General features: G+C 39.5%; 24 protein-coding genes. 4 read left to right on the top strand and 20 right to left on the bottom strand.

Features of this window, described 5'->3' with window-relative positions; all coding sequences use genetic code 11:
- Positions 1 to 156 precede the first annotated feature (156 nt).
- Complete coding sequence (locus ACQKL0_RS09005; RefSeq protein WP_402868676.1) at positions 157 to 756, top strand: exonuclease domain-containing protein; 600 nt, start codon at positions 157 to 159, stop codon at positions 754 to 756.
- 174 nt (positions 757 to 930) lie between these two features.
- On the opposite strand, the gene ACQKL0_RS09000 is transcribed toward ACQKL0_RS09005, so the two are convergent.
- From ACQKL0_RS09000 to ACQKL0_RS08950, 11 genes are all read right to left on the bottom strand, one after another.
- Positions 931 to 3,321 carry a YhgE/Pip family protein gene (locus ACQKL0_RS09000; RefSeq protein ID WP_427687067.1) on the bottom strand — a complete coding sequence of 797 codons (2,391 nt, stop codon included), beginning with the start codon at positions 3,319 to 3,321 and terminating at the stop codon, positions 931 to 933.
- Positions 3,322 to 3,639: 318 nt separating this feature from the next.
- On the bottom strand, positions 3,640 to 4,638 hold the full coding sequence (locus ACQKL0_RS08995; protein ID WP_402868680.1) for an NAD(P)H-dependent flavin oxidoreductase: 999 nt from the start codon (positions 4,636 to 4,638) through the stop codon (positions 3,640 to 3,642).
- Between the two features lie 158 nt (positions 4,639 to 4,796).
- Positions 4,797 to 5,537, bottom strand: coding sequence for a Cof-type HAD-IIB family hydrolase (locus tag ACQKL0_RS08990; protein WP_402868682.1), 741 nt, complete (start codon positions 5,535 to 5,537; stop codon positions 4,797 to 4,799).
- Positions 5,538 to 5,656: 119 nt separating this feature from the next.
- A complete protein-coding gene (locus ACQKL0_RS08985; RefSeq protein ID WP_402868684.1) occupies positions 5,657 to 6,652 on the bottom strand; it encodes a cation diffusion facilitator family transporter in 996 nt (331 codons plus the stop codon).
- A gap of 199 nt (positions 6,653 to 6,851) precedes the next feature.
- Positions 6,852 to 7,622 carry a hypothetical protein gene (locus ACQKL0_RS08980; RefSeq protein WP_427687064.1) on the bottom strand — a complete coding sequence of 257 codons (771 nt, stop codon included), beginning with the start codon at positions 7,620 to 7,622 and terminating at the stop codon, positions 6,852 to 6,854.
- Positions 7,623 to 7,800: 178 nt separating this feature from the next.
- On the bottom strand, positions 7,801 to 9,060 hold the full coding sequence (locus tag ACQKL0_RS08975) for a glycosyl hydrolase family 18 protein (protein WP_427687062.1): 1,260 nt from the start codon (positions 9,058 to 9,060) through the stop codon (positions 7,801 to 7,803).
- 326 nt (positions 9,061 to 9,386) lie between these two features.
- The gene (locus ACQKL0_RS08970; RefSeq protein WP_402958719.1) at positions 9,387 to 10,136 is read right to left on the bottom strand and encodes a (S)-benzoin forming benzil reductase; all 750 of its coding nucleotides are present in this window, start codon (positions 10,134 to 10,136) and stop codon (positions 9,387 to 9,389) included.
- A 46-nt stretch (positions 10,137 to 10,182) separates the two neighbouring features.
- Entirely contained in the window at positions 10,183 to 11,640 is a 1,458-nt protein-coding gene (cls, locus tag ACQKL0_RS08965; protein WP_402868691.1) for a cardiolipin synthase, read from the bottom strand.
- A gap of 268 nt (positions 11,641 to 11,908) precedes the next feature.
- The gene (locus ACQKL0_RS08960) at positions 11,909 to 12,172 is read right to left on the bottom strand and encodes a metal-sensitive transcriptional regulator (protein ID WP_402868692.1); all 264 of its coding nucleotides are present in this window, start codon (positions 12,170 to 12,172) and stop codon (positions 11,909 to 11,911) included.
- Positions 12,173 to 12,308: 136 nt separating this feature from the next.
- Positions 12,309 to 12,755: a CoxG family protein gene (locus tag ACQKL0_RS08955; protein WP_427687060.1), complete on the bottom strand. Its 447-nt coding sequence runs from the start codon at positions 12,753 to 12,755 to the stop codon at positions 12,309 to 12,311.
- A gap of 206 nt (positions 12,756 to 12,961) precedes the next feature.
- Complete coding sequence (locus ACQKL0_RS08950) at positions 12,962 to 13,570, bottom strand: flavin reductase family protein (protein WP_427687058.1); 609 nt, start codon at positions 13,568 to 13,570, stop codon at positions 12,962 to 12,964.
- Positions 13,571 to 14,146: 576 nt separating this feature from the next.
- On the opposite strand from ACQKL0_RS08950, the gene ACQKL0_RS08945 reads away from it, so the two are divergent.
- Positions 14,147 to 14,746 (top strand): nitroreductase family protein, encoded by a 600-nt coding sequence (locus ACQKL0_RS08945; RefSeq protein ID WP_427687056.1) that lies wholly within the window; start codon positions 14,147 to 14,149, stop codon positions 14,744 to 14,746.
- 165 nt (positions 14,747 to 14,911) lie between these two features.
- Here ACQKL0_RS08945 and ACQKL0_RS08940 read toward each other — a convergent pair whose 3' ends face one another.
- From ACQKL0_RS08940 to ACQKL0_RS08930, 3 genes are read right to left on the bottom strand one after another with little or no spacing between them, the layout of a single operon-like run.
- Positions 14,912 to 15,973: an alpha/beta fold hydrolase gene (locus ACQKL0_RS08940; protein WP_427687054.1), complete on the bottom strand. Its 1,062-nt coding sequence runs from the start codon at positions 15,971 to 15,973 to the stop codon at positions 14,912 to 14,914.
- 2 nt (positions 15,974 to 15,975) lie between these two features.
- Positions 15,976 to 16,410 (bottom strand): hypothetical protein, encoded by a 435-nt coding sequence (locus ACQKL0_RS08935; protein ID WP_427687052.1) that lies wholly within the window; start codon positions 16,408 to 16,410, stop codon positions 15,976 to 15,978.
- Between the two features lie 22 nt (positions 16,411 to 16,432).
- On the bottom strand, positions 16,433 to 17,209 hold the full coding sequence (locus ACQKL0_RS08930; protein ID WP_407408609.1) for an SDR family oxidoreductase: 777 nt from the start codon (positions 17,207 to 17,209) through the stop codon (positions 16,433 to 16,435).
- 202 nt (positions 17,210 to 17,411) lie between these two features.
- Here ACQKL0_RS08930 and ACQKL0_RS08925 point away from each other — a divergent pair, with 202 nt between their 5' ends.
- The gene (locus ACQKL0_RS08925; protein ID WP_427687050.1) at positions 17,412 to 17,864 is read left to right on the top strand and encodes an OsmC family protein; all 453 of its coding nucleotides are present in this window, start codon (positions 17,412 to 17,414) and stop codon (positions 17,862 to 17,864) included.
- Between the two features lie 46 nt (positions 17,865 to 17,910).
- On the opposite strand, the gene ACQKL0_RS08920 is transcribed toward ACQKL0_RS08925, so the two are convergent.
- From ACQKL0_RS08920 to ACQKL0_RS08895, 6 genes are all read right to left on the bottom strand, one after another.
- The gene (locus tag ACQKL0_RS08920; RefSeq protein WP_402868709.1) at positions 17,911 to 18,162 is read right to left on the bottom strand and encodes a YkuS family protein; all 252 of its coding nucleotides are present in this window, start codon (positions 18,160 to 18,162) and stop codon (positions 17,911 to 17,913) included.
- 108 nt (positions 18,163 to 18,270) lie between these two features.
- Complete coding sequence (locus tag ACQKL0_RS08915) at positions 18,271 to 18,432, bottom strand: hypothetical protein (RefSeq protein WP_407408608.1); 162 nt, start codon at positions 18,430 to 18,432, stop codon at positions 18,271 to 18,273.
- Between the two features lie 97 nt (positions 18,433 to 18,529).
- Positions 18,530 to 19,468 (bottom strand): magnesium transporter CorA family protein, encoded by a 939-nt coding sequence (locus ACQKL0_RS08910; RefSeq protein WP_427687048.1) that lies wholly within the window; start codon positions 19,466 to 19,468, stop codon positions 18,530 to 18,532.
- A 19-nt stretch (positions 19,469 to 19,487) separates the two neighbouring features.
- A complete protein-coding gene (locus ACQKL0_RS08905; protein ID WP_402868715.1) occupies positions 19,488 to 19,613 on the bottom strand; it encodes a hypothetical protein in 126 nt (41 codons plus the stop codon).
- A gap of 192 nt (positions 19,614 to 19,805) precedes the next feature.
- Entirely contained in the window at positions 19,806 to 20,072 is a 267-nt protein-coding gene (locus ACQKL0_RS08900) for a hypothetical protein (RefSeq protein ID WP_402988456.1), read from the bottom strand.
- Positions 20,073 to 20,132: 60 nt separating this feature from the next.
- On the bottom strand, positions 20,133 to 21,215 hold the full coding sequence (locus ACQKL0_RS08895) for a nitric oxide synthase oxygenase (RefSeq protein WP_402958711.1): 1,083 nt from the start codon (positions 21,213 to 21,215) through the stop codon (positions 20,133 to 20,135).
- A gap of 266 nt (positions 21,216 to 21,481) precedes the next feature.
- On the opposite strand from ACQKL0_RS08895, the gene ACQKL0_RS08890 reads away from it, so the two are divergent.
- Complete coding sequence (locus ACQKL0_RS08890) at positions 21,482 to 21,805, top strand: winged helix-turn-helix transcriptional regulator (protein ID WP_402868720.1); 324 nt, start codon at positions 21,482 to 21,484, stop codon at positions 21,803 to 21,805.
- Positions 21,806 to 21,864: the final 59 nt, after the last annotated feature.

Below are 21,864 nucleotides of genomic sequence, written 5' to 3'. Positions count from 1 at the left end.
CTTTAATAAAAATCCCCCTGAATGTATAGATGGCTCCTTTCATTGTTTGCATCTTTTTTTAAACTTTTATATTATACTAGTCTTTAACGGCTGATATTATACTCCGTTCGCTAAATAAAAAATTTCAGATAGTAGTATACATTGGAGGAAAAGTAATTGTCTAATAGAGTAGGTTTAGTTCTGGATGTTGAGACGACAGGATTGCGACCGGGATCGGATGAAATTATCGAACTCGCTTTAATCCTTTTCACCTATAACAGCGAGACTGGAAATATTTTAAGTCTAATTGAACAAGATTCATTTTTAAGAGAACCACTCTCATATCAAGCAAAACGGAATTACGGTCAAGCATACAGAGTTCATGGAATATCCTATAGTTCTGTAGAGGGGAAAAGTTTTCATGATGAAAAAATCAAATCATATATAAACCGTGCCGATTCCATTTTCGCCCATAACGCCTCCTTTGACCGCAGTTTTCTCTACCAGATGTATCCGGAAATCAATGATCATAAGTGGTTTTGTACAATGCGAAATGTCCCTTGGAAACAATATGGTTTCCTAAATAGTAAACTATTAACCCTGCTTCAAGCCCATGACATCACTAACTTTCAAACACATCGAGCCATGGATGACATTTCATACTTAATGCAATTGTTGCAAAAATCAAATCCATTAGGCCTTCCTTATTTAAAGGATGTTATCGCTAAAAAACCAATGAGAAAATATTCGCCTTCTTCTCAAAAATCTCATGTATAAAAAAAGCAGGAAAATCCCCAGTGAATTTTCCTGCTTTTCCACGTGTATTGTTCTGCAAAAAAAGCCAACACTCTTTAAAACGATATAACGAATGAGACTGGCTCACCATATTGTCGTTGTTATCACCTACACCCATTCAAAAAAATAGCGGACTCAGATTGAGTCCGCCTTCCCTTATACCGCTAACTCTTCTTCTTTAGCTAATGCATTTTTTTGCTTTTTGAATCTTAAGCTGTAGTAAACGATAGATAGAATCAAAGCCACTACCAAGAAAATCGCCAAAGTGCCAAGATTATGCCACATGAAACCATAATCGCCTGTGGAGATAACCGCTCTAAAAGCATTAATCGAATAAGTCATCGGTAAGAATGGTGTAAAGTGTTGCAAGAAATTAGGCACCAATTCATTCGGGAAAGTCCCCCCGCTACTAGTCAGCTGAAGAATCAAAATAAGCAAGGCTATAAAACGCCCCGGGTTATCGAAAGCTGCACCTAGGAACTGGATGATCGCCATAAAAGTGAAGCTGGCCATAATGCTAATCATGAAGAATAGCGGGATGCTTGTAACTTCAATTTCTAAGCCTAATATCAATATCGTATCCACCAAAATGGCTTGACCTAGCCCGACTAGAGCCATGACACTATATTTACTGATAAACCAACCGAACCCATTTTTAGGAATGACGGCTGGATCCCTCAACGGGAAAATAATCGTCAATACGATTGCTCCAATAAACAAGCTCAATGAAACCAAATATGGTGCAAAACTTGTACCATAATTCGGTACATTATTTATTGGCATTTTATCGACTTTAACCGGACTTGCAAACATATCATAGACATCATCATCCGCTTTGATGTCACTTGCATCCTCCGCTCCATCTTTCAATTCATCATGTAATTCTTTTGATCCATCCGAGAGTTTGGCAACGCCATCTTCAAGCTTAATGGCTCCATTGGCCAATTCTCCCATTCCATTGGTCAGGCTCGATGATCCGTCTTTCAATTTATCTGTTCCAGCAACCAGACTTTTCGATCCTTCTGAAAGTTGGGAAGTTCCACTAGATAATTGCTTGGAACCATCTTCTAATTGGTCAAGTCCCGTGACCAAATTATTGCTGCCTTCCGTTAATTGACCAAGTCCATTCTGAGCCGTATCTATGCTTTCACCGAATGTCGTTAAACCGGCTACCAATTGTCCCTGTCCACTTTCTAGTTCACTTGCTCCACTAGCCAGTTTTCCTTGTGCTTCGGACAATTGGCTGAAACCATCACTAAGAGCGTCCGTTCCTTTTCCAACTTGACTGGCACCATCGCTAAGACTTGTACTGCCTTTGGAAATTTCAGAAGCACTAGCTGAAAGTTTACCTACTCCCTCGGAAACTCCCTTGCTTCCCTCATTAATTTTAGTCAATGATGTAATAAGACCTTCCAAACGCGCTTTTTCAGCTGGGTCTTCCGAAGCCTGAGATTGTTGTTTCAATCCGGAAATAACTTCATCGAGCCCCGCAGAAACTTGAGCCGCACCTGTTTTTGCTTCACTGGCAGCAGCACTCCAATCGTTCAATGAAGATGAAAGTTGACTTGCACCCGCCGCTACACCATTAGCTCCTTCAGACAGAGTTGGAAGTTTTCCTTCAATCTGATTGAAAGCTTCCAAGGATTGTTGCAAACCTGTTGCTAACGTACCCGTTCCTGCTTCAGATTTCTTTGCTCCCTCTAAAAGTTCCGTTTGTCCTGCTTTCATTTGCCCGAAACCAGAACTGAATTGCTGTAATCCTTGGTTTAGCTCTTTTGAGCCACTCGCTGCTGAACCGACACCATTCGAGAAGGTCACCGATTTTTCGGCCAACTTTTCAAGGTTATTTTGGATTTCAACCGATCCTGACTGAACAGAACTAATTCCTTCATCCACTTTCTCTGCGCCTTCTTTGGCAGAGTTAATTCCGGTACCTAGTTCTTTTGTTCCGTCTTTCACACTATCCGTACCATCCTTCAGCTCACCTGCTCCATCGCTAGCATCTTTAAGGCCGCTGGCAACATCTTGCAAACTATCGAACATCGACTCCGCATAAGTTTTCGTAACTGCTGAAGAAACCTCTGCCTTGATTTTTTCGGATGCGGCATCACCAATCTTAGTGGAAATGTAGTTATAGCCTTCATTAGATGTGTAAATCAAATCCAATTTTTCCGGTTCATCATCTTGCAAAGTGGTTGCATTCTTAGAGAAATCCTCTGGAATTTCTATTTTCATATAATAGTCCAGATTTTTCAGTCCTTGATCCGCTTCTTTTTGACTAACAAAATGCCAATCAAAGTCTTTCTTTTCCTTCAACTCTCCCACTAAATCTTTTCCAATGGTGAGTTCCTCTTCATTAAATTCAGCCCCAACGTCATTATTGACAATGGCGACCGGCAGTTGGTCAACCTTTCCGTATGGATCCCAAAATGCCCACAAAAACGTTCCGCTATAAAGAAGGGGAATACTGATGATCCCTATGATTGAGATTAGTATTATAGGATTCTTTATAATCGCCAAAAATTCACCCTTTAACGATTTAAACATGATTTTCAAATCCTCCTCCAAGAAGTACTGACCAATTCATTCATTCGGTCATTATCTGCGAGTAATATACCATTTCTTATGTTATTTTTCAACCTTTTAATCGTTAGAATTCAAAATGATAACGATTTTCCTGAATGTGGTCATGGATAGGATTTTGGGCTTTGCGTTATTCAGCTATCATCAGAATTGTATATAATGCTCGGAAATATCCATTCCAAATCACTACCAAATTCATGCAATAGGATCATGTCCAATTAAAATAGAGGGCCCAGTATGGACCCTCTACAACTTTCACAAATCAGCTAAAGCGCTTTCAATTCATCTAGATATGATTCCTTTTATTTTTCCGGCCTGTTCGGTTAATCTTCCAAGGGAATCACGATACTCATTTTCGAGTTGCTTGATAATACCAGCTGTTGTATCAATCTGCTTTATGGCGCCGACACCATGACCTGCAGACCAGATATCACGCCATGCTTTAGATTCCGATGATTTTGACATGCTATCAAAATCGACTTTTTCTTTTTTGGCTAATTGCTCTGGATCCAATCCTTCTTTTCTAATACTTGGTTTAAGCATATTGCAGTTAACACCTGAAAATGCATCAGTCAAAATAATATCATCTTGATTAGACTCTACAAGCATTTGACGGTATTGGTCATTCGCCATGCTCTCTTTTGCCACGATAAAACGGGTGCCCATGTAAGCCAAGTCAGCTCCTGCAGCCTGGGCGGCCAATATACTATGACCCGTACTAATTGATCCGGCGAGTAGAATGATTCCATCCCAGAATGTCCTGACACTGTCCACAAAAGCAAAGCTATTTATTTCACCTGCATGTCCTCCTGCACCTGATGCTACAAGGATTAAACCATCCACGCCGGATTCAGCGGCTTTTTTTGCAAAATCCACACTGCTGACATCAGAAAAAACCAGGCCTCCATAGCTATGTACAACATCCACAACATGTCTTGGCGATCCGAGTGAAGTTATGATAATGGGAGGCTGATGCTTTTTGACCAATTCCAACTCTTCCTCTAGGCGACTATAGGATTTATGGACTATCATGTTCATCGCCCACGGCGCGATTTTGCTGTTTGGATCCTTGTCCCTTGCCGAAATGAGTGTATCATTAATATCACCCATCCATTGGTCCAAGACTTCGATAGGCCTTGCATTCGGAGCTGGAAACGAGCCTATTACCCCATTCAAACAACACTCTTTTACTAAATCCGGACCAGAAATTAAAAACATGGGTGCAGAGATGACCGGTAAAGAAAGTTGACTCCACCAGTGCTCAGGAATAGATTTGCTCATCAATATAACCTCCCAATGTTAATATATTACCAAAATATTACACCACAAGAGTATCATACTTCTAAAATACAAAATTTTCAAGAAATAATTGTCCATTTTAACGTGTAGAAAAAAACTGCATATGGAAGGCGATTCCACATACAGCATCGTTTTCATTATTAAGAAAGTACCCATTTACGTATCGCTTTTGCCACTCCATCTTCCTGATTGGTCGAGGTCACCCAATCGGATTCTTCCTTAACGATTTGTTGGGCATTCCCCATAGCTACTCCTATTTTTGCTTCTCGAATCATGGCAAGGTCATTTAGACTATCCCCTACTGCCATGACTTGGTCCATAGTAAGATCGAGCATTGAACAAACACGTTCAATTGCCTTTGCCTTATTTACGCCATGAGCATTCACTTCAATATTCGTTGGGCTGGAATTACTGATTTCAAGATTCTCTTTTGTCCTAAGCTCTTCCATAATCAGTTGACGGATGGCATCGTCCTTGGTATCGAATCCAAATTTAAGCCATTGTGATTCATTAATTTTTTCGGGCATCTCAGCCCGGTAGACACGATCACAGCTGGTTGCCCAGAAATGGGTTCCATGCTTTTGGCTTAATTCCCACATCCATTGTACATATTCGCTATCGACAATATGCCTTTCCACCAATTCACCATCATTATTGTATATTTCACTGCCATTGACCGTTATTAAGTATGATTGAAGTTCCATGGACTTCGCAAAGTCATTACATGTAGCAAAGGATCTTCCCGTACTTAAAATTACATGAACTCCCCGCTGTTCTGCTTCTTTAATCGTACGTCGATTTTCTTCTGAAATCTCCCCTTTTTCATTTAAAAGCGTCCCATCCATATCGAGTGCAACTAATCGTATGTCTATGTTATCCATGAATAAACACCCTTTCTCTTTTCTATGTAGATACCTATAGCATACTGTATCTTGCTGTTCCAAGGAAGAAATCTGATTGTATAGGTAAAAGATCTCTTCTTACTTACTCAAAAATTTGCTCATCTCTTCTTTTTCTCTTCCTTCACTTTGGAATGAATCTTTTCCTGCCAATTTGCAACACCGTCATTTTCATCGAACTCTATAATGACATCCGTGACTCCTCTTTCTTTGAAGATTTCTGCAATCAATCTGTCCTTTATCATATCCGCTTCAGCAATCGTTATATGCGCATCCAGCTCAACCTCAAGTTCCACATGAAAGTTTTCCCCTTCTTTAATAACGGCAAGTTTCTGAATATCACGAACTTCTGGATCTTTCATGACCATCGTTCCGATTTTCAGGCGCATATCAACGTCAGCTTCACCTAGTGCACCTGCTGCATTTTCAAGGAATACCCGACCCACTACGTAAAACATTCCGAGTCCAATGAATACAGAAGCTATCCCTTCCGCTTGCCTAAAAGGAGTGAAATTCGCCAGTAAAATCGCTATGATTGCGAGTAGACCACCACCTGTCGCTACCATATCTTCCATAAACACCAGTTTTGTGGCTGGTTTTGCACGCCTTAAACCCGAAAAGCTTTTAACTATAACCGCAGCAGCCCCCTTTGCTTCGATATTCACTTCTTTAACCACTTCTTTCATTGCTTTAAACAGGACATAGGATTCAAGGACAACCGCTGCGAATAATACGGTTAAGTTAATGACAATCCCAGTTGATTCAGTAGGATGCAAAATATGATGGAAGCCTTCCTTTATCGTTTCATAAGACATGATCCCAACAATCAATACAGCTCCTAAAAGCACCAGGTTCACCAAACGGCCAAAGCCTTCCGGGAAGCGCTCTGTCGGTGCCTTTTTACTTAAGGCAGAACCAATGAAAACGAAAAACTGATTGGCAGCATCCCCCAAAGAATGGAGTGTTTCGGCGAACATCGCAACATTTCCGGTCATAAAATAGGCAATTCCCTTTAAAATGGCGATGATACTATTAACACAGGCTGCAATAAAAGCTGATTTATTTCCCTGCTTAAGCAATAACATTAATTTTTTCATATCAGGCATACCCTCTTCACTTTTTATGATTTCATAAGTTGTATTATCTCCAAAGCCATTTAAAGGAATCATAATAAAAGCAAAACGGGATTGTACTTACAAAGGGCCATCCGACGCCGTATTTCAAATCTTTTATAACACAAAAAATGGTAGTAGACCAAGGGCCTATTACCACTTTTTTAAAAATATGATTATAGAATCAAGCTTCCGTGCTTTTAACCAGTTTGGATGGGTTGTTCACTTTATAACGAATTTCCTTATTGTATTTCTTCTCTACGACTTTTCCGTCAAATTCTAGAGCGTCGCCTTCTACTAGTTCAGCTTTTTTTAAAGTTTTGCTATAACCACACCATGCATCCCCAATGAGAAGTTCTGGATCCGAGGTAACTTTTACGTTTTCTAATAAGATGACTTCATCCTCTTCACCCGTAAAATGATTCATTTTAGCTGTAAACTCTTTGACTGTTGCCGTAAAATGAACTTTTTCAGCAGGTAAGTCCAATTTCGGTTTAGCAGGTTCCTTTTTACTCTTTGACTTTTCCTTTTTTGGTGTAGCTTTCGGCGCTTCAGTGCTGCTCTTTCCAGGGTCCTCTATTCCCTTACCTTTCGCATCCTGCACAACTTCAGTCAAAGACCCTGGAGCAGCAGGACCGCTCAATAATTCTTTCCCAAAATTCGAACTTTGCATTTCCTTTAAATAAGCGGGATGAATACAGCTAAGCCTGCCATTATCAAATTCGACAACAATAGTATCCAGACCATTTCCATATTGTTCATAACCGGCCAACTTTACTTTTGTTTGAAAGCTTCCACTTTTATATAGTAATTCTTTTTTTACTGATCGAGCAGTGAACAGTTTCCACTCTACCCCTTTTGCAATATAATCCTCTTCATCTGAAAAAGAGATATAGTCTCCTTTTGGTTCAATATAGTGAACCAGTTCCTTAGTTTCTGCTGGAGTTTCAGCCACAGTCAACACTCCTATTTTTTCTGTATGCTTATATATTAGCAAAGGAATGGCAAGTTGCAAATGAATGGGCATGATTTACTAAAAACTTCTGTCATTACTCTGTATGCTTTGAGTGGTATTACATAAATTATTTCTGTCTCTCATCATTTCCCTATTCGTATCGAAAAAAACTGTATAACTATTTTATTATCAAAATATTCTCCTGTATATATGCCCAATTCTGTGGAAAACGCAAACCAATATGCCAATAGGTGGTACCAGCCAGTTCATATGCATCAATCACTTGATATTTTGCAGTTATTGAGCGAATATCTTCAAACCAAACGATATGTTCTGATTTTTCTTGTGTATATGAGTAAGTAGGAGAGGCGGCTTTCCTATCAAAGCGAATTTCTGAATTTGTTGCGATTGCTAAGTTTTGGGCATTTTGTGCTGACATCGCGCTCGTCTCATTGCTAGGGACGAGCCAACCATATCCATACATAGGAATGGCTACCTGTAATTTATTCGCAGGCATCGTAGATATAGCATACTGGATGACCTCAGTCATCCACCAAATAGGGGAAATTGGTTCTGGGGGGCCGGTCGGGTAACCATAATCGATGGTCATTACGGCGACTAAATCGGCAACCTTTCCAATGCCCTTATAATCATGTCCGCCAACAATTCGATTTTCTGGATTATCTTCCGTTTTCGCATGTACATTAACTTGTAAAATCAGTCCGTTCAATTCCGCTTTTAGCTCTTGTAAAAAAGTCACATATTCCTCCCGTTTACCTGGAGGGACGAATTCCAGGTCCATACTCACTCCGCCATACCCTTTTTCCTTCACGAAATTCATCATACTTGTGATGAGATTTCTACGATAAATGGAACTGGTGAGGACATCACCCGCCAAGTCCGCATCAAAATTTCCGTTTTGAAAATTCCGAATCATCAATAAAGGTGTCACTCCGTTTTGTTCACATTTCTCTATAAGGGGTAAATCGTCACCTTCTATATAGGCAAAGCCTGCCTGCGTAAATGAATAGGCTACAATAGCCAGATAGGTTAGCTTATCCCCGTTCTCCTCAAGCATTTCAAACACTGTACCGCTTGAAACTGGAAAAGAAAAGCCCATCGTAATCAATCTTTTCTTATAGGGGGAAGGAACGAGTATTCTTTCCCCTATCTTAAGTATGGCTGATAGACCCGGATTAGCTTTTTTAATGGCTGATACGCTCGTCATATATCTCTTTGCAATCCCTGAAAGCGTGTCATTCTGTTTGATTAGATATGTACGGTTTCTAACTCCTGTCTCGGGGATATATAGGGCTAAACCAGGAACCAGTGCTGTCGTTTCCAGACCATTCACTTCCACTATCCTTGCAGAATCAACCTTGTACTTTTTAGCTATGGCCTCTAAGGTATCTCCTCTTTTGACGACCTGGATTGTCATCTCACCCTCCACTCCTCACAAAAGTAAATGTAAAGTTATACTAGTGTCATTACACTTTTCATTTTGACCTTTATCATTAATGTATTCTATTGATATGGCCTAAATGTGTAATTTCATCTAATTAGTTTTAACATGGGGATAGCAGGGATGTAGCTTGTACCCATTAGAACGCTGTTATGTAAATAGGAGCTTAGTATCACACATAGAGGAGAGGCTTTGATTTTTCAACAATTCCATGGATAATCAGGTTCTAAGGAAGGCAAAAGGGACCTTCTATATGGAGGTCCCCTATTACCTAGAGCTTATTTGCTACCTATTCATAAAGATCAAAGTAATTGATTGAGTTCGTAAAACTTCCCATTTTCCAACTTATTGACCTCTAACAATTGCAACAGTTTTTCTGCCACGAATTCTGGGCTCCTCAACAGCCCCTTTTCCTTATAGTCATGAAATTTAGTTCTGTCTGAAAAGTCCTTTTCATCAGCAGAACGGATGGTTTCTTGCATTCCTGTATCCATCACCCCTGGTGAAAAAGATATGAGCGTCGTCGGATAAGTTTCTTTCTCCTGTTCTAGTCCAGCTACACGGGTGAACATTTCAAGACCCGCTTTTGTACTGCAATAGGCTGCCCAGCCATGATAAGGATTCTTGGCTGCTCCTGATGAAATATTGACCATCACCTTTTTTTGTTTCCATTCCTTTGTACGTTTGATGAATGCATCCGCCAACACAACAGGTGCCATGAAGTTCACACGTAGGCTGAGTTCTATATTTTCTTGTGCTAAATTCCCAACTGTCTTGATTGGATCAATAACACCTGCGTTATTGATAAAATAAACATCACTATCTTCATCCAATTCTGTAAAAATCTTATCGATTAATGGCGCAAGTTGTGAACCGTCGAATAGATCCATATAGATGAAACTAAGCTTCGCTCCGGCCATAACTGCTTTTTCAGCCATTTCAGGATGAGGGGTACGAGAAATTAAGATACAATGATTCCCGTCGCTCAAGCACTGCTCTGCTAGAGCTGCTCCTAGACCTCTTGAGGCCCCTGTGATTATAAAAGTTTTCACCGCAATATCCCGCCTTTTCTAAATGTATTTTATCCGATACACCACATTATAAAATCGGTGATACCAGTCTCGCGATGGACTCCTTAAATCGAATCCACTTAGAACGTTTTTCAAATTCTTCTATGGTTAACGGTTTGGAAACCTCTATATCCCTATAAAAAATCTTCGTCAATTTTTCGGCAATTCCTTCGTCATAAATGAAAGCATTCACTTCAAAATTCAGTTTAAAACTTCGGACATCGATGTTTGCCGTCCCGACCGAAGAAACTTCTTCATCCACGACAATCATTTTTGCATGGATAAAGCCCTTATCATAGATATATACTTTAGCCCCTGCCTTTAATAACTCTCCAACATTATAGAGGGTTGCCCAATATACGAAAAGATGGTCAGGTTTATTGGGAATCATGATATTTACGTCAATACCCGATAAACTTGCAATTCGGAGCGCATCCAATAAGCTTGCGTCCGGAATGAAGTAAGGAGTTTGAATAAGAATTGAATGTCTCGCTGAAGAAATTAATTTAATATAGCCATTCTTTATTTGTTCCCATTCCGAATCGGGTCCGCTGGTTACAATTTGCAAATCGGTAGTACCTTGATAAACAGGGGTCGGAAAATAATGCGGTTGATAGGTTATGTCATGATGCTTCGATGCTTGATTCCAATCCAGAATGAAACGGGTTTGGATGGCTTTAACTGCAGGGCCCTTGATTCGAAGGTGTGTATCACGCCAATATCCAAATTTGGGATTCAACCCTAAATATTCATCTCCTACATTAAAGCCGCCAACATAACCGACTTCCCCATCAATAATGACGAGTTTACGATGATTTCGAAAATTCAAGCGTAAATTTATGAATTTCAACTTAGATGGAAAGAACGCTTCCACTCGCCCACCTGCTTGTCTAAACTCCTTAAAAAAGCCTTTTGTCAATTTCCTCGATCCCAATTCATCATATAATAAGCGGACCTTCACTCCTTCATTGGCTTTTCTGGTCAAAGCCTCGATGAACCGCTTGCCCAGAACATCTCTTTGGATAATGTAATATTGAATATGTATATGATTTTCAGCCGCTTCAATATCCTTAAAAAGTTGTTCGAACTTTTCTCTTCCGTCCGTAAAAATATCAACCTGATTATCTTCCGTTAATACGGCATCATTATATCGAAGGTGCATATAGATCAAATCACGATAATGGCTCGATGAATTATTACGATATGGAAAATCGTCTGTGCTAAGGTCAATCATTTGTTTTTTTAGGATTTCCTCAATCCCGATCTTCTTTTTGTCCTCCCACTGAAACAAGTGGGCGTGTCTCAAACTCGTCCCGAAAAGGAGATATAAAATAAAACCAACAACGGGAAGGAAATACAAGACTAACAGCCAGGCCCATGTGTTGCTTGCTTCTTTTCTTTCAAAAAATATTACGACCGTGGCAAATAATATATTTAAAATAAGAATGAGACCGAATAATACGGATGTAATTTGCGTTATTTCCATGGCAATTCCCTCACATAATTTTTATCCCTTTAAGAATAACACGCAAATCCTTTTATAACAAAGCGATATCGTGCTCTAACTGGCCAAGATGTAGTTGCATTTCCCGAGATTTCAAATAAAAAATCGAGATTTCAAATAAAAAATCCAGCTTCCCTATATAAGCGGTGCTGGATCCAATCCATTAATGAAAATTGATGATACCTACGTAATCCTCTACCCATATTATGATTTGCCTCTACCATGTAAAAGTAAGAAGAATCTTTAATCATCAGCGACTTTTCACCAACAAATTAACTGCTTCTTTAACAAGATCATCAGGGTTCTTGTCTCCAGACTCGTTTGCTTCACGTACACACTCTACAAGATTGGAGCTTACAATTACACCTATCGTCCGATCTATGGCAGATCTTGTAGCAGACAATTGGGTGATTACCTCCCTACAATCCTTATTATCTTCCATCATTTTCAAGATACCCCGTAGTTGACCCTCTATCCGTTTAACACGGTTCTTCATTTGCTTTTCATATTCCATGTGAGGTTTACCTCCTATTTCACTTTACATCCTTTATCTTACCACGTGCTTATTACTATGTTCATCCCTTTTCCCAGAGTTTAAACGTATTTTACATCTTATACCCCATGAGAGATGTTTTAGCCAATGTACCAAATCACCTTTTTTGCAAATGAAGCCTTTGAGCAATGGTTTCAGCAAATTCAACCGTCATTTGTGGGACATGGGATTTCATTAATGCGTTGATAATAGGGGCCTTTGCTCCTTTTGCTGTAATATCTAAGCACCCAGTCATCTTTGTTCGCTTCATTTCTACACTTTCAGCCAAAAAGTAACCATATCCATCAAACTTCTCGTTTATTCCCTGAAGATTGAACGTGATCTTATTTGGTACTTGCCATTCCATTATCTCAACTGCCAACTTGATTTTCTTTTTCATTAAACCGAGATCACTCTTAAACTCCCAAATAAGGGTGCGTTCATTTAATAGTTCGTGCTTGATATAGCCTGGCACTAGCGGTGCCCATTGTTCAATATCACTGACAAATGCCCAAACTTTCTCAATAGGTACGGATAAGTCAATACTATGTAATCCTTCTGTCACTGGGGGTCCCCCTTACATATTTTACTACATCATCAAACCCTATGCCTTCCATACATTATTAGAACCACTTTAAATCCAGAATGTACTTGAAAAATGAGCCATGCCACCTGAAATGGTTACCTAATTCATAAGAAATCTTCTCTATGAAAAAAGACGATATCTATTGATAGATATCGCCATTTGTCAAATTAAGGGTCGAGGGGGAATCAAGGACGTTGTAGTTCAAATAATTCCCCAAGTTTCGTATAAGTTTGTCCAGCCAAACGAGCTACCGGCTTAAGGCCATTCTGGTCGATTCTTCCTTCATGATAGATGCCTTGGTCGATATGATAGCAGACTACTCTACCTATTAATAAATCACAGCCTGGATCGTCCACTGAACCCGCTAAAGGAATAGCTCGTTCCAATTTACATTCAAAACGCACTTTTGCTTCTTTCAAGCCAGGCACTGCCACTTTATCACTAGCAACAGTGGTAAATTTAGTGAGAGTTAATTCACTCTCTTCAGGTCGGAGCTCTGCCGCCGTTTGGTTAACATCTTCAACAATGTCCTCATCTGTGATATGAACGATGAATTCCCCACTTTTAATCGCATTTCGGGCGGTATCCTTTTGGACTCCTTTTTTTCTTTGAACAGAAACAGAAAGCATAGGAGGATTGGAACTGACTATATTGAAAAAACTAAAAGGTGCTGCATTTATTATGCCAGTTTCTGATTGTGTCGTAATAAGAGCAATGGGTCTTGGAATTAAACTCCCCGTCAGAAATTTATAATTTTCCCGCTCACTTAAGCTTTCAGGATTTATTGAAATCATTTTTTATCCCCTCTCAATTATCATTAGTGCTCAGATCAAAGAATAGCCATGATCACTTCCACAAAGAGTGTGAATGGACCACCTCATTGCCAAAGCCTGACTGAATTCCTCTTATATTTTCATACTCTTACTCAGAAATACTTATTTATATGATTCGTGATCTCTTCTTCGCGAAAGAACATCTCCTATGTACTCGGACCATAGAAAAGTTGCACCGCAAACTAACAAAATGCCTAGGCGAGCGATTCCGTGTCTCAATTGTAAACACCCCTAGGCTTAATGAATCCCTACGACCATGAAAACTACGCCGAACCTGTAGAATTCGTTGAAACACCGTGCGGTCTCTATGAGGATCGAGTGAAAGCTATCTATAATTCTATTATATAGAAGAAAAACAAAAAGTCAGCCTGCAATTGCAGAATAAGACGGATTTTACTCGCCGCTTATACCCCACTTACCTACCCTCACCAATGCCAAAAGTAAACACCCATTGGCCTGAATCCATTAATTTCTTAACATATTCCTACCATTACGAGGCACCATAATTATGTAGTAGATTTAATGGAGGTTAGTAGCATGAAGAAAGATTTTTGGCAGGCAATTGAAGATAGACGGTCCTATTATGGAATCAGCAAAGAAGCGGTTGTCCCAAATAGCAGAATTAAGGAAGTGATCGATCATGCTGTTCAATATTCCCCAACAGCGTTCAATTCTCAAAGTGCAAGAGTAGTCGTTCTAACAGGTGAAAGCCACGATCAGTTTTGGGATATCACCAAAGAAACCCTCCGCAAAATCGTTGATGAAAAAGACTTTAAACAAACAGAAGACAAAATGCTTTCCTTTAAAAATGGATATGGAACTGTACTATTTTATGAAGATCAATCAATAGTGGAACATCTTCAGGAACAATTTAAATCATATGCGGATAAATTCCCTATATGGTCCAATCAATCCTCAGGCATGTTACAATTTGTGGTTTGGACCGCCTTGGAGGGTGAAGGATTTGGAGCCAGCCTCCAGCATTACAATCCATTAATTGATGAGGAAGTTACAAAAACATGGGATTTGCCGAGGAAGTGGAAACTAATTGCGCAGATGCCATTCGGAAAACCAACTGCTGAGCCAGGGGATAAAGAAATCGTTCCGCTTGATGAGCGAGTGAAATATTTTCCATAAAGAAAGGCTGGTTCATGAGTGAGCCAGCCTCATTTGTTCTAAATTAAAGTTCCCCTGCAAAAAACCTTGAGAATATGACCGATGCAAATCCTAAATATCCTAACACTGACATAACTTTATATTCATTATTTTCCTTTATCATGGTATATAGCCCCCTTCTCCGTACTATTTTACTTTCTTGATGGGTGAAGATCGCGCAGGAAGCCACTCTTTAAGATACTGGGGTAGCTTACCGGCATAGTTGTTGGAAGCATGTCCACTTTGAAGGAGTTTGTAGGTTTTGTCCTTACTTTTTAGAAGCTTCATTATGGGGGAAATCATTTCCTGTGGTACTAAACGGTCGTTTTCACTTGCAACCACTAGAACGTTTGCATCAATATTGGTGATTTTTGCTTTTTCACCCTTCACTTTCAAGTGTCCCTTAACCAGACGGTTATTGATAATAAGGTCATCTGTTAGTTGTTTTGCAACTGCACCAGATAAAGGGACATGACCATTCGTCCAAGCGTTGAACCTACGCCAGTTTTGAACATATTGTTCATTATCCGCTTGATTTAGCAAAGATAAATATGGAGAAAAGTAAATAGGTGAAGTGATTAATCGAATGCCATTTTTCACCCCACTGGCCGGTATGACTTTCATGATGTCAAGCACTTCATCAAAATTGGCACTTCCATCCCTCATCGATGCCTGCCATTGATCGAATACTTGCGAATCACTAAAATCGATGGGTGTCACCGAAAGAATCAGGTTTCTAATTGGCTCATTTGCAATAGCAGCATACATCGTAGCTATCGTCCCACCCAAGCAAAAGCCCATTATGGAAATTTCCGATGCACCTGAGTGAAGAAGTGCACGCCGTACCCCACTCCGGATATATTTTATAATATAATCATCTATCGTCGTATCTCCGTCTTCATAGCCTGGACTACCAAAATCAATCAAATACACTTCGAAGCCTTCGTTAACAAAAGCTTCTATCAAACTATTTCCTGGTCCTAGATCAAGAATTACAGGTGTATTAATCAATGAATAGATGAGAAATACTGGTACTTTATATTTTTTTTTGATCGGCGGATAATACCATAATGTTGATTTGTTCTTGTTCCAAACCCGTACCCTCGGTGTAGTGCCCATTTCCGGCATCGGCTGATTTGGAATATCCAAAAAGTGTTTCCATTTAGGCGTCGCCATAGTTTTACGACCTGATTTATTCATTTCCTTCATGTTCATAAACCTTTTACTTGTACCTTGGCGTTGGATAATAAGGAATCAAAAAGAAAGTCACTGATCTTCTTTTTATCACGTCCCTGCCCTGTACTTTCCCTTTTTTTATTTCGTGAACTTCTTCTACTGGATCGTTTTTCCCCTTCAGTGAGATGTAAAAGTAGCTCTTCAACCTTGTCTACTTTTTCCTCAAGTTGAATGACTAATTTGGCTACATTAGCAACATCCTGTTTGGTTGGGTAATTCATGATGATGGACATTCTCTCCGAAGCTTCCTGAAACTTATTTATACGCGGAACCTGTTGCTGTGAATTGTTGCTGATGGATTCAATAAAACTCCTATTATTAATGAACTCACGAATTTTATCATTTAACTCTTGTTCTTTTTGAGTGCCCAAGAGTTTTAACCCTTTATAAAAATCTGTTTTTTTTGGCATTAATGTTTCCCCTCTTCTTTGTTTAGATTGTAGCGGCGATGCCTCCATCAACGATCAGAACATGCCCCACTATATAGTCTGAAGCCTTCGACGCTAAAAGTATTGCCGCTCCTTTTAAATCCTCACCATTACCAAATCGATGTGCCGGAGTTTTTCCAAGAATGTCATAATCGGATTCTTCAAGGATTTTCTTTGTAATCTTAGTTGGAAAAAAGCCTGGTGCTATCGCATTCACCTGGATACCATGTCTAGCTAATTTGACACCAAGATCTTTTGTCAATGTAATGATAGCTCCCTTGCTAGTGTTATAAGGAATGGTCACCATCAACTCAGGGTGAGTGCCTCCAAGCCCTGATACCGATGCGATATTAATAATTTTCCCGGATTTTTGTGCCATCATGATTTTTGCTACGGCCTGTGAAAACAAGAATGTACCTGTAACATTAACGTTCATTACCTTTTCCCATTTATCCTCGGGAATATCTTCTAACGGACCCGACCATGAGGTCCCGCTATTATTGACAAGAATGTCAATGCTACCGAAATGATCCATTGTTTCTTTTACAACTGAATCAATATCGCTTTTGTTCGTAATATCACATTCAATGGCCAACGCCTTCGTACCCATTGAATGTAAGTATTTACAAGTTTCTTCACATACAGAAAGTTTCCGTGAAGCAATTACAATATTTGCACCCGCCATAGCCAGTGCCAACGCTATTTGTTTTCCGAGACCTCTCCCGCCTCCTGTTACAATAGCCGTTTTATTCGTCAAGTCGAATAGATCCAATGTAGTCAACTCCCCAGCCCCTTCATTATAAAATCATTTCTTTTACAATCTATATTATTATAGAAAAGCCTATACGATATTGTGCTTAAAATAGTCTCATGCCCCAGCCTGTTTGGAATTATCATTTTCAACAGCTTATGGACGGTGCATACTCTACACGAGCAAAATCCCCCAATAAGGTTTAAACTAAAGAAATGTAGGGGGGAGACTTATGACATTACATCATTTTCATTTACGCGCGAATTGGCCTGGTGGAAGAAATGGCACTGGTACGATACAGGCAGGTAATTTACAAACGGAAATTAGTGTGCCTCCGGAAATGGATGGACCGGGGATTGGGACCAACCCAGATGAAATGCTGCTCGGTGCAGCATCTACTTGCTATATTATTACGCTTGCGGCCATACTTGAACGAAGCCATATTGAAAAGGCCAGTTTGACGATGGAATCCGAAGCCTTTGTGGATGTTACGAATGGGGTATTCACATACAAGAAAATCATTCATCGACCATCTCTTGTTTTAACTGATGAAGCTACGGATAAGGACTTGGAAAAAGCCCGAAAACTTGTGGATAAATCGGAGGCCTCTTGTATGATATCGCGTGCCATCAAAGGCAACGTGGAAGTAGAGGTAGAACCGGACATTTCCATCGCTCCACGTTAATGTAAAAAGAGTGCCTAACCACGATTCAAGGATAGGCACTCTTTACTTATTGGATGGAGTTCATTTTGTTTTCTACCTGACGGCATACTTCATCAGCCGTTAAACCGTCTGCATCTATAATGGAAGCTTTGATGGAAGTATCGCTGATTCCCATTACGTTCGTTTCCAAACCTGTTACAACACAACAATCCAAGTTCTTCGCATCTGCTTCTTGCTTGATTTCAACTACATCAAAACCTTTATCGCGGAGTGCTTCTTGGATATTCGTTAATGATTCTTCAACACCGATTTTTGACATCTTCACACACCTCCTCTACGTTTAATGATTTCCTTTCCTTGGGCAATTTATGTATGGTCCTTATTTTCCTTAAAGACAGGAAGAGACCTAATATCGGTCTCTCATTCTTCATAAATTTTGTTTAAGGATTTCTTCTTGTATTTGCTCATTTTTTAATGGTTCATCACCATTTTTCCCTGCCTTTGATTTTCCTCCCACAGCTCGCTTCGGTTTCATATCACTAGTCTTTAGATTATTATTGGGAGCTGCCTGTTCATTCCATTCAGTCATCGCGTTCACCTCTCTAATGTTTAAAGTTCCCCTTGTTTCACGAATTCATGAATTCTTTCTTCATAACAAAACCGGCTTCACTAGAAAGCCGGTTGTTTTAAAAATATTTCTTTTTCCAAAATATAAAGGCTGTTGTGCCTGCCAGACTGATAGCAATTAATAAAGTGAAGATAAAAGCGTATGGGTTATGCTCAAATGGTAGATTCACATTCATTCCATAGAAACTTGCCACCATGGTCGGGAGCGTTAGTATAATCGTAACCGATGTTAGGAACTTCATGGCATTATTGACGTTATTGGATATAATGGATGCGAATGCATCCATCATCCCGCTCAAAATTGATAGGTACACTTCAGCCATTTCAATCGCCTGGCCATTTTCAATGATTACATCCTCTAATAATTCTTTATCTTCTTCATACATTTTCAAGTAATTAAAACGGAGGATTTTGTCGAGAACAACCTTGTTTGACTTCAAGGATGTCGTGAAGTAAACCAGACTTTTTTCCAATGCCAAGAAGGTGTACAGTTCTTTATTTTTCATGGACTGATGCAGTTCTCGTTCGGCTTCATTAGTCACCTTGTTGATTTGCTTAAGATAACGTAAATAATAGGACGAGATTTCAAATAATATCTGCAGGGCAAATCTTGTTTTCTTATTAGAGTAAAAACCTTTGATTTTATTATTTTTAAAATTGGTTAAAATGGGTGAATCTTTGAGAGATACCGTAATGAAACAATCATTCGTAAAAATCATGCCGATTGGTATCGTTTCAAAAATGGGCAAGTCCGCTTCATCCTTTGTCAAATAAGGGAAATCGACGATAATCAGTAAATGATCATCCTCTTTCTCTATACGAGGCCGTTCCTCATCATCTAATGGATCTTTCATGAAGTTAATCGGTACTTGCAAAGTGGAGCAAATATATTGTATTTCATCTTCTGTCGGTGCCACTATGTTCACCCATGAACCTTTCGTCATTTCATCGGTTACGTTCAGCATGCGGCTTTCATTCGTCTTGTATATCTCAATCATTCAAACGACCTCCTCTTTCTTAGAGAAAGCTCAATTTACCATCTTCGAGTAGATACTCATGGAGAATAACAGTCTCGACGTCTAGCATCATATCGGCTTCCTCTTGCTTACTGGGTTCAGGGTCGTCATAAGAACTGATGCCCACTCGTATCACATCCTTTCAATTCCTTTATCTTAATCCTAAATCTTCTAAAGCACAATAAATAATTCCCCAAGCTCTTTTCACACCATATGAAAATGCTGACTAGTTTCTTAAGCGCTATAATTGGTTAACTTTCTAAAAAAATCATTTCATAAAAAAATCGCTTGGGATATTTCCCAAGCGATGGTGTTTCATTTAAGTGTGCTTCACAGTATTATAGTAATTTACGCTATACATAGCGCCTTCATCCACCATTTTATTGTCTTCGTGATCATATGGGTCAGGATGTCCTGCCTTTTCAATTAAGGGATCTACCGATTGACGTTTATTCCAAAAACTCATTGCCTTCGTTTTTGCACTGGACCATACATTTTTCGCTTTCCCTCGGTTCGTTTTAGATAAAAACGAGACTCCGGCAACTCCGACTCCGAGCAGTACTACATTCTTTGCTAATGCCATCATTACCTTCCTCCTTAACGTTGGATTAATATATATGTACCCTCACCCATTAAATGTAAACATTCATTTAACGTAAGGGGCCTTTTTATAAAAGAAGTTGGGCTTAACGATTTCATTTTGATACGATTTATGAAAAACATGCGTCGTTGCTGGAGAGACAGGTGGAATTAGCCATGTCCAGTCCCCCGTTACATTCCGTTTACATGATGCCTCCCTTTCTTCGAAAAGCTTAAATTGCTTGGCGGCTGTATGATGGTCAACCATACTCACACCAGCTTTTTTAAACGAATATAGAACCGCTTCATTCAGTTCAATCAGTGCCCGATCCTTCCATAATGTGGAATCTCTTCGAATGTCCAATCCCATTCTCTCTCCGATGCTGGGAAGCATATTGTAGCGATCCTCATCCGCAAGGTTTCTAGCCCCAACTTCAGTCCCCATATACCATCCATTAAATGGGGCCGCCGAGTACGAAATACCGCCAATCTCCAGTTTCATTCCGGAAATAATGGGCACAGCATACCACTTAAGACCCAAGTCCTGGAACCAGGAAAACTCAGGATGGCCAATTGGTACTTCTTTAATGATTTCTTTCGGGATTTCATATACTCTTGGAACTTTTCCGCCTACTTGAATCACGAGTGGTAAGATATCAAACGATCCATACTTCCCCTCCCATCCCAAGGCCTGACACTGTTTGGTGAAAGCTATCGAACTAGAATCCCCAACTATGCCCGTTTCCGTCTCATATCCGGCATATCGTATAAGCTGATGATTCCATATCTCTATCTTATTTTCTATGTCCTGCTGTTTAAAAACGGTGATGATTGGCCTGATATTTCCATCATTCGTTGCCCATTCAATATGCTCAATCAAGGCAGACACAATATCATCCTCACTTTGGAGAGCCCTTTTATCTAGCACCCGCAATGAATCCCAAAACAATCTACCAATACAACGATTACTATTTCGCCAGGCCAATTTAGCCCCATATTCCAATTCTTCCGGCGTATGTTCATACCTACCCGTATCTTGGATTTCCTTTTTGATTTGACTAATTCTATCCATCGCTTCTTCATCTGTTTTACCCATTTCATCATGATATATCTTGATGAAGGAGATGGCTTCATGTAGTAATTCACTCATCTATCCCACTAATCCTTCCATCTATACTGACCTGAGATACTAATAACGTATCATAGATCTTATCTCTATCTCTAAAAGAATACCTTAAAGAAATAGTATTTCTTTAAAAGATGTGACAATTTCTGGTCAACACGACCCATCAATCTTACTATATGTAAGTAGCTATACTTTTTTATATAACAACCTATACAGTAACTAAATAATATTCAGTAAAGTTGTTACATACGAGGTAAATGCTTTATAATGAATACCAACGGGGTGATATGATGAATAATGTGACACTTTGTCCTCGATTTGAAAAAGGCATGCAAATCTTGAGTAAACGTTGGACAGGATTGATCGTCAATCAATTACTTAATGGACCTCAACGGTTTTGCAATATTGAATCTGCCTTCCCAATCAGTGGCCGAATTCTTTCTGAACGGTTAAAAGACTTGGAATCTGAAGGCATTGTAAAAAGAGATGTTTACCCAGAGACACCTGTCAGGATTGAATATTCTTTAACAGAAAAAGGCGAAGCGCTTGCACCGGTGATTCACGAGATACAAAACTGGGCACAAGAATGGATCAAACCCATAGAGGACCAATAGGCTATCCTATAAAAGAGAGGAACCATATATAGAGGTTTCTCTCTTTTTTATGTCTTACC

This window comes from Peribacillus sp. NPDC097264 (assembly GCF_050277925.1).
Lineage (GTDB): Bacteria > Bacillota > Bacilli > Bacillales > DSM-1321 > Peribacillus.
This window is presented reverse-complemented; position numbering and strand designations above follow the sequence as displayed.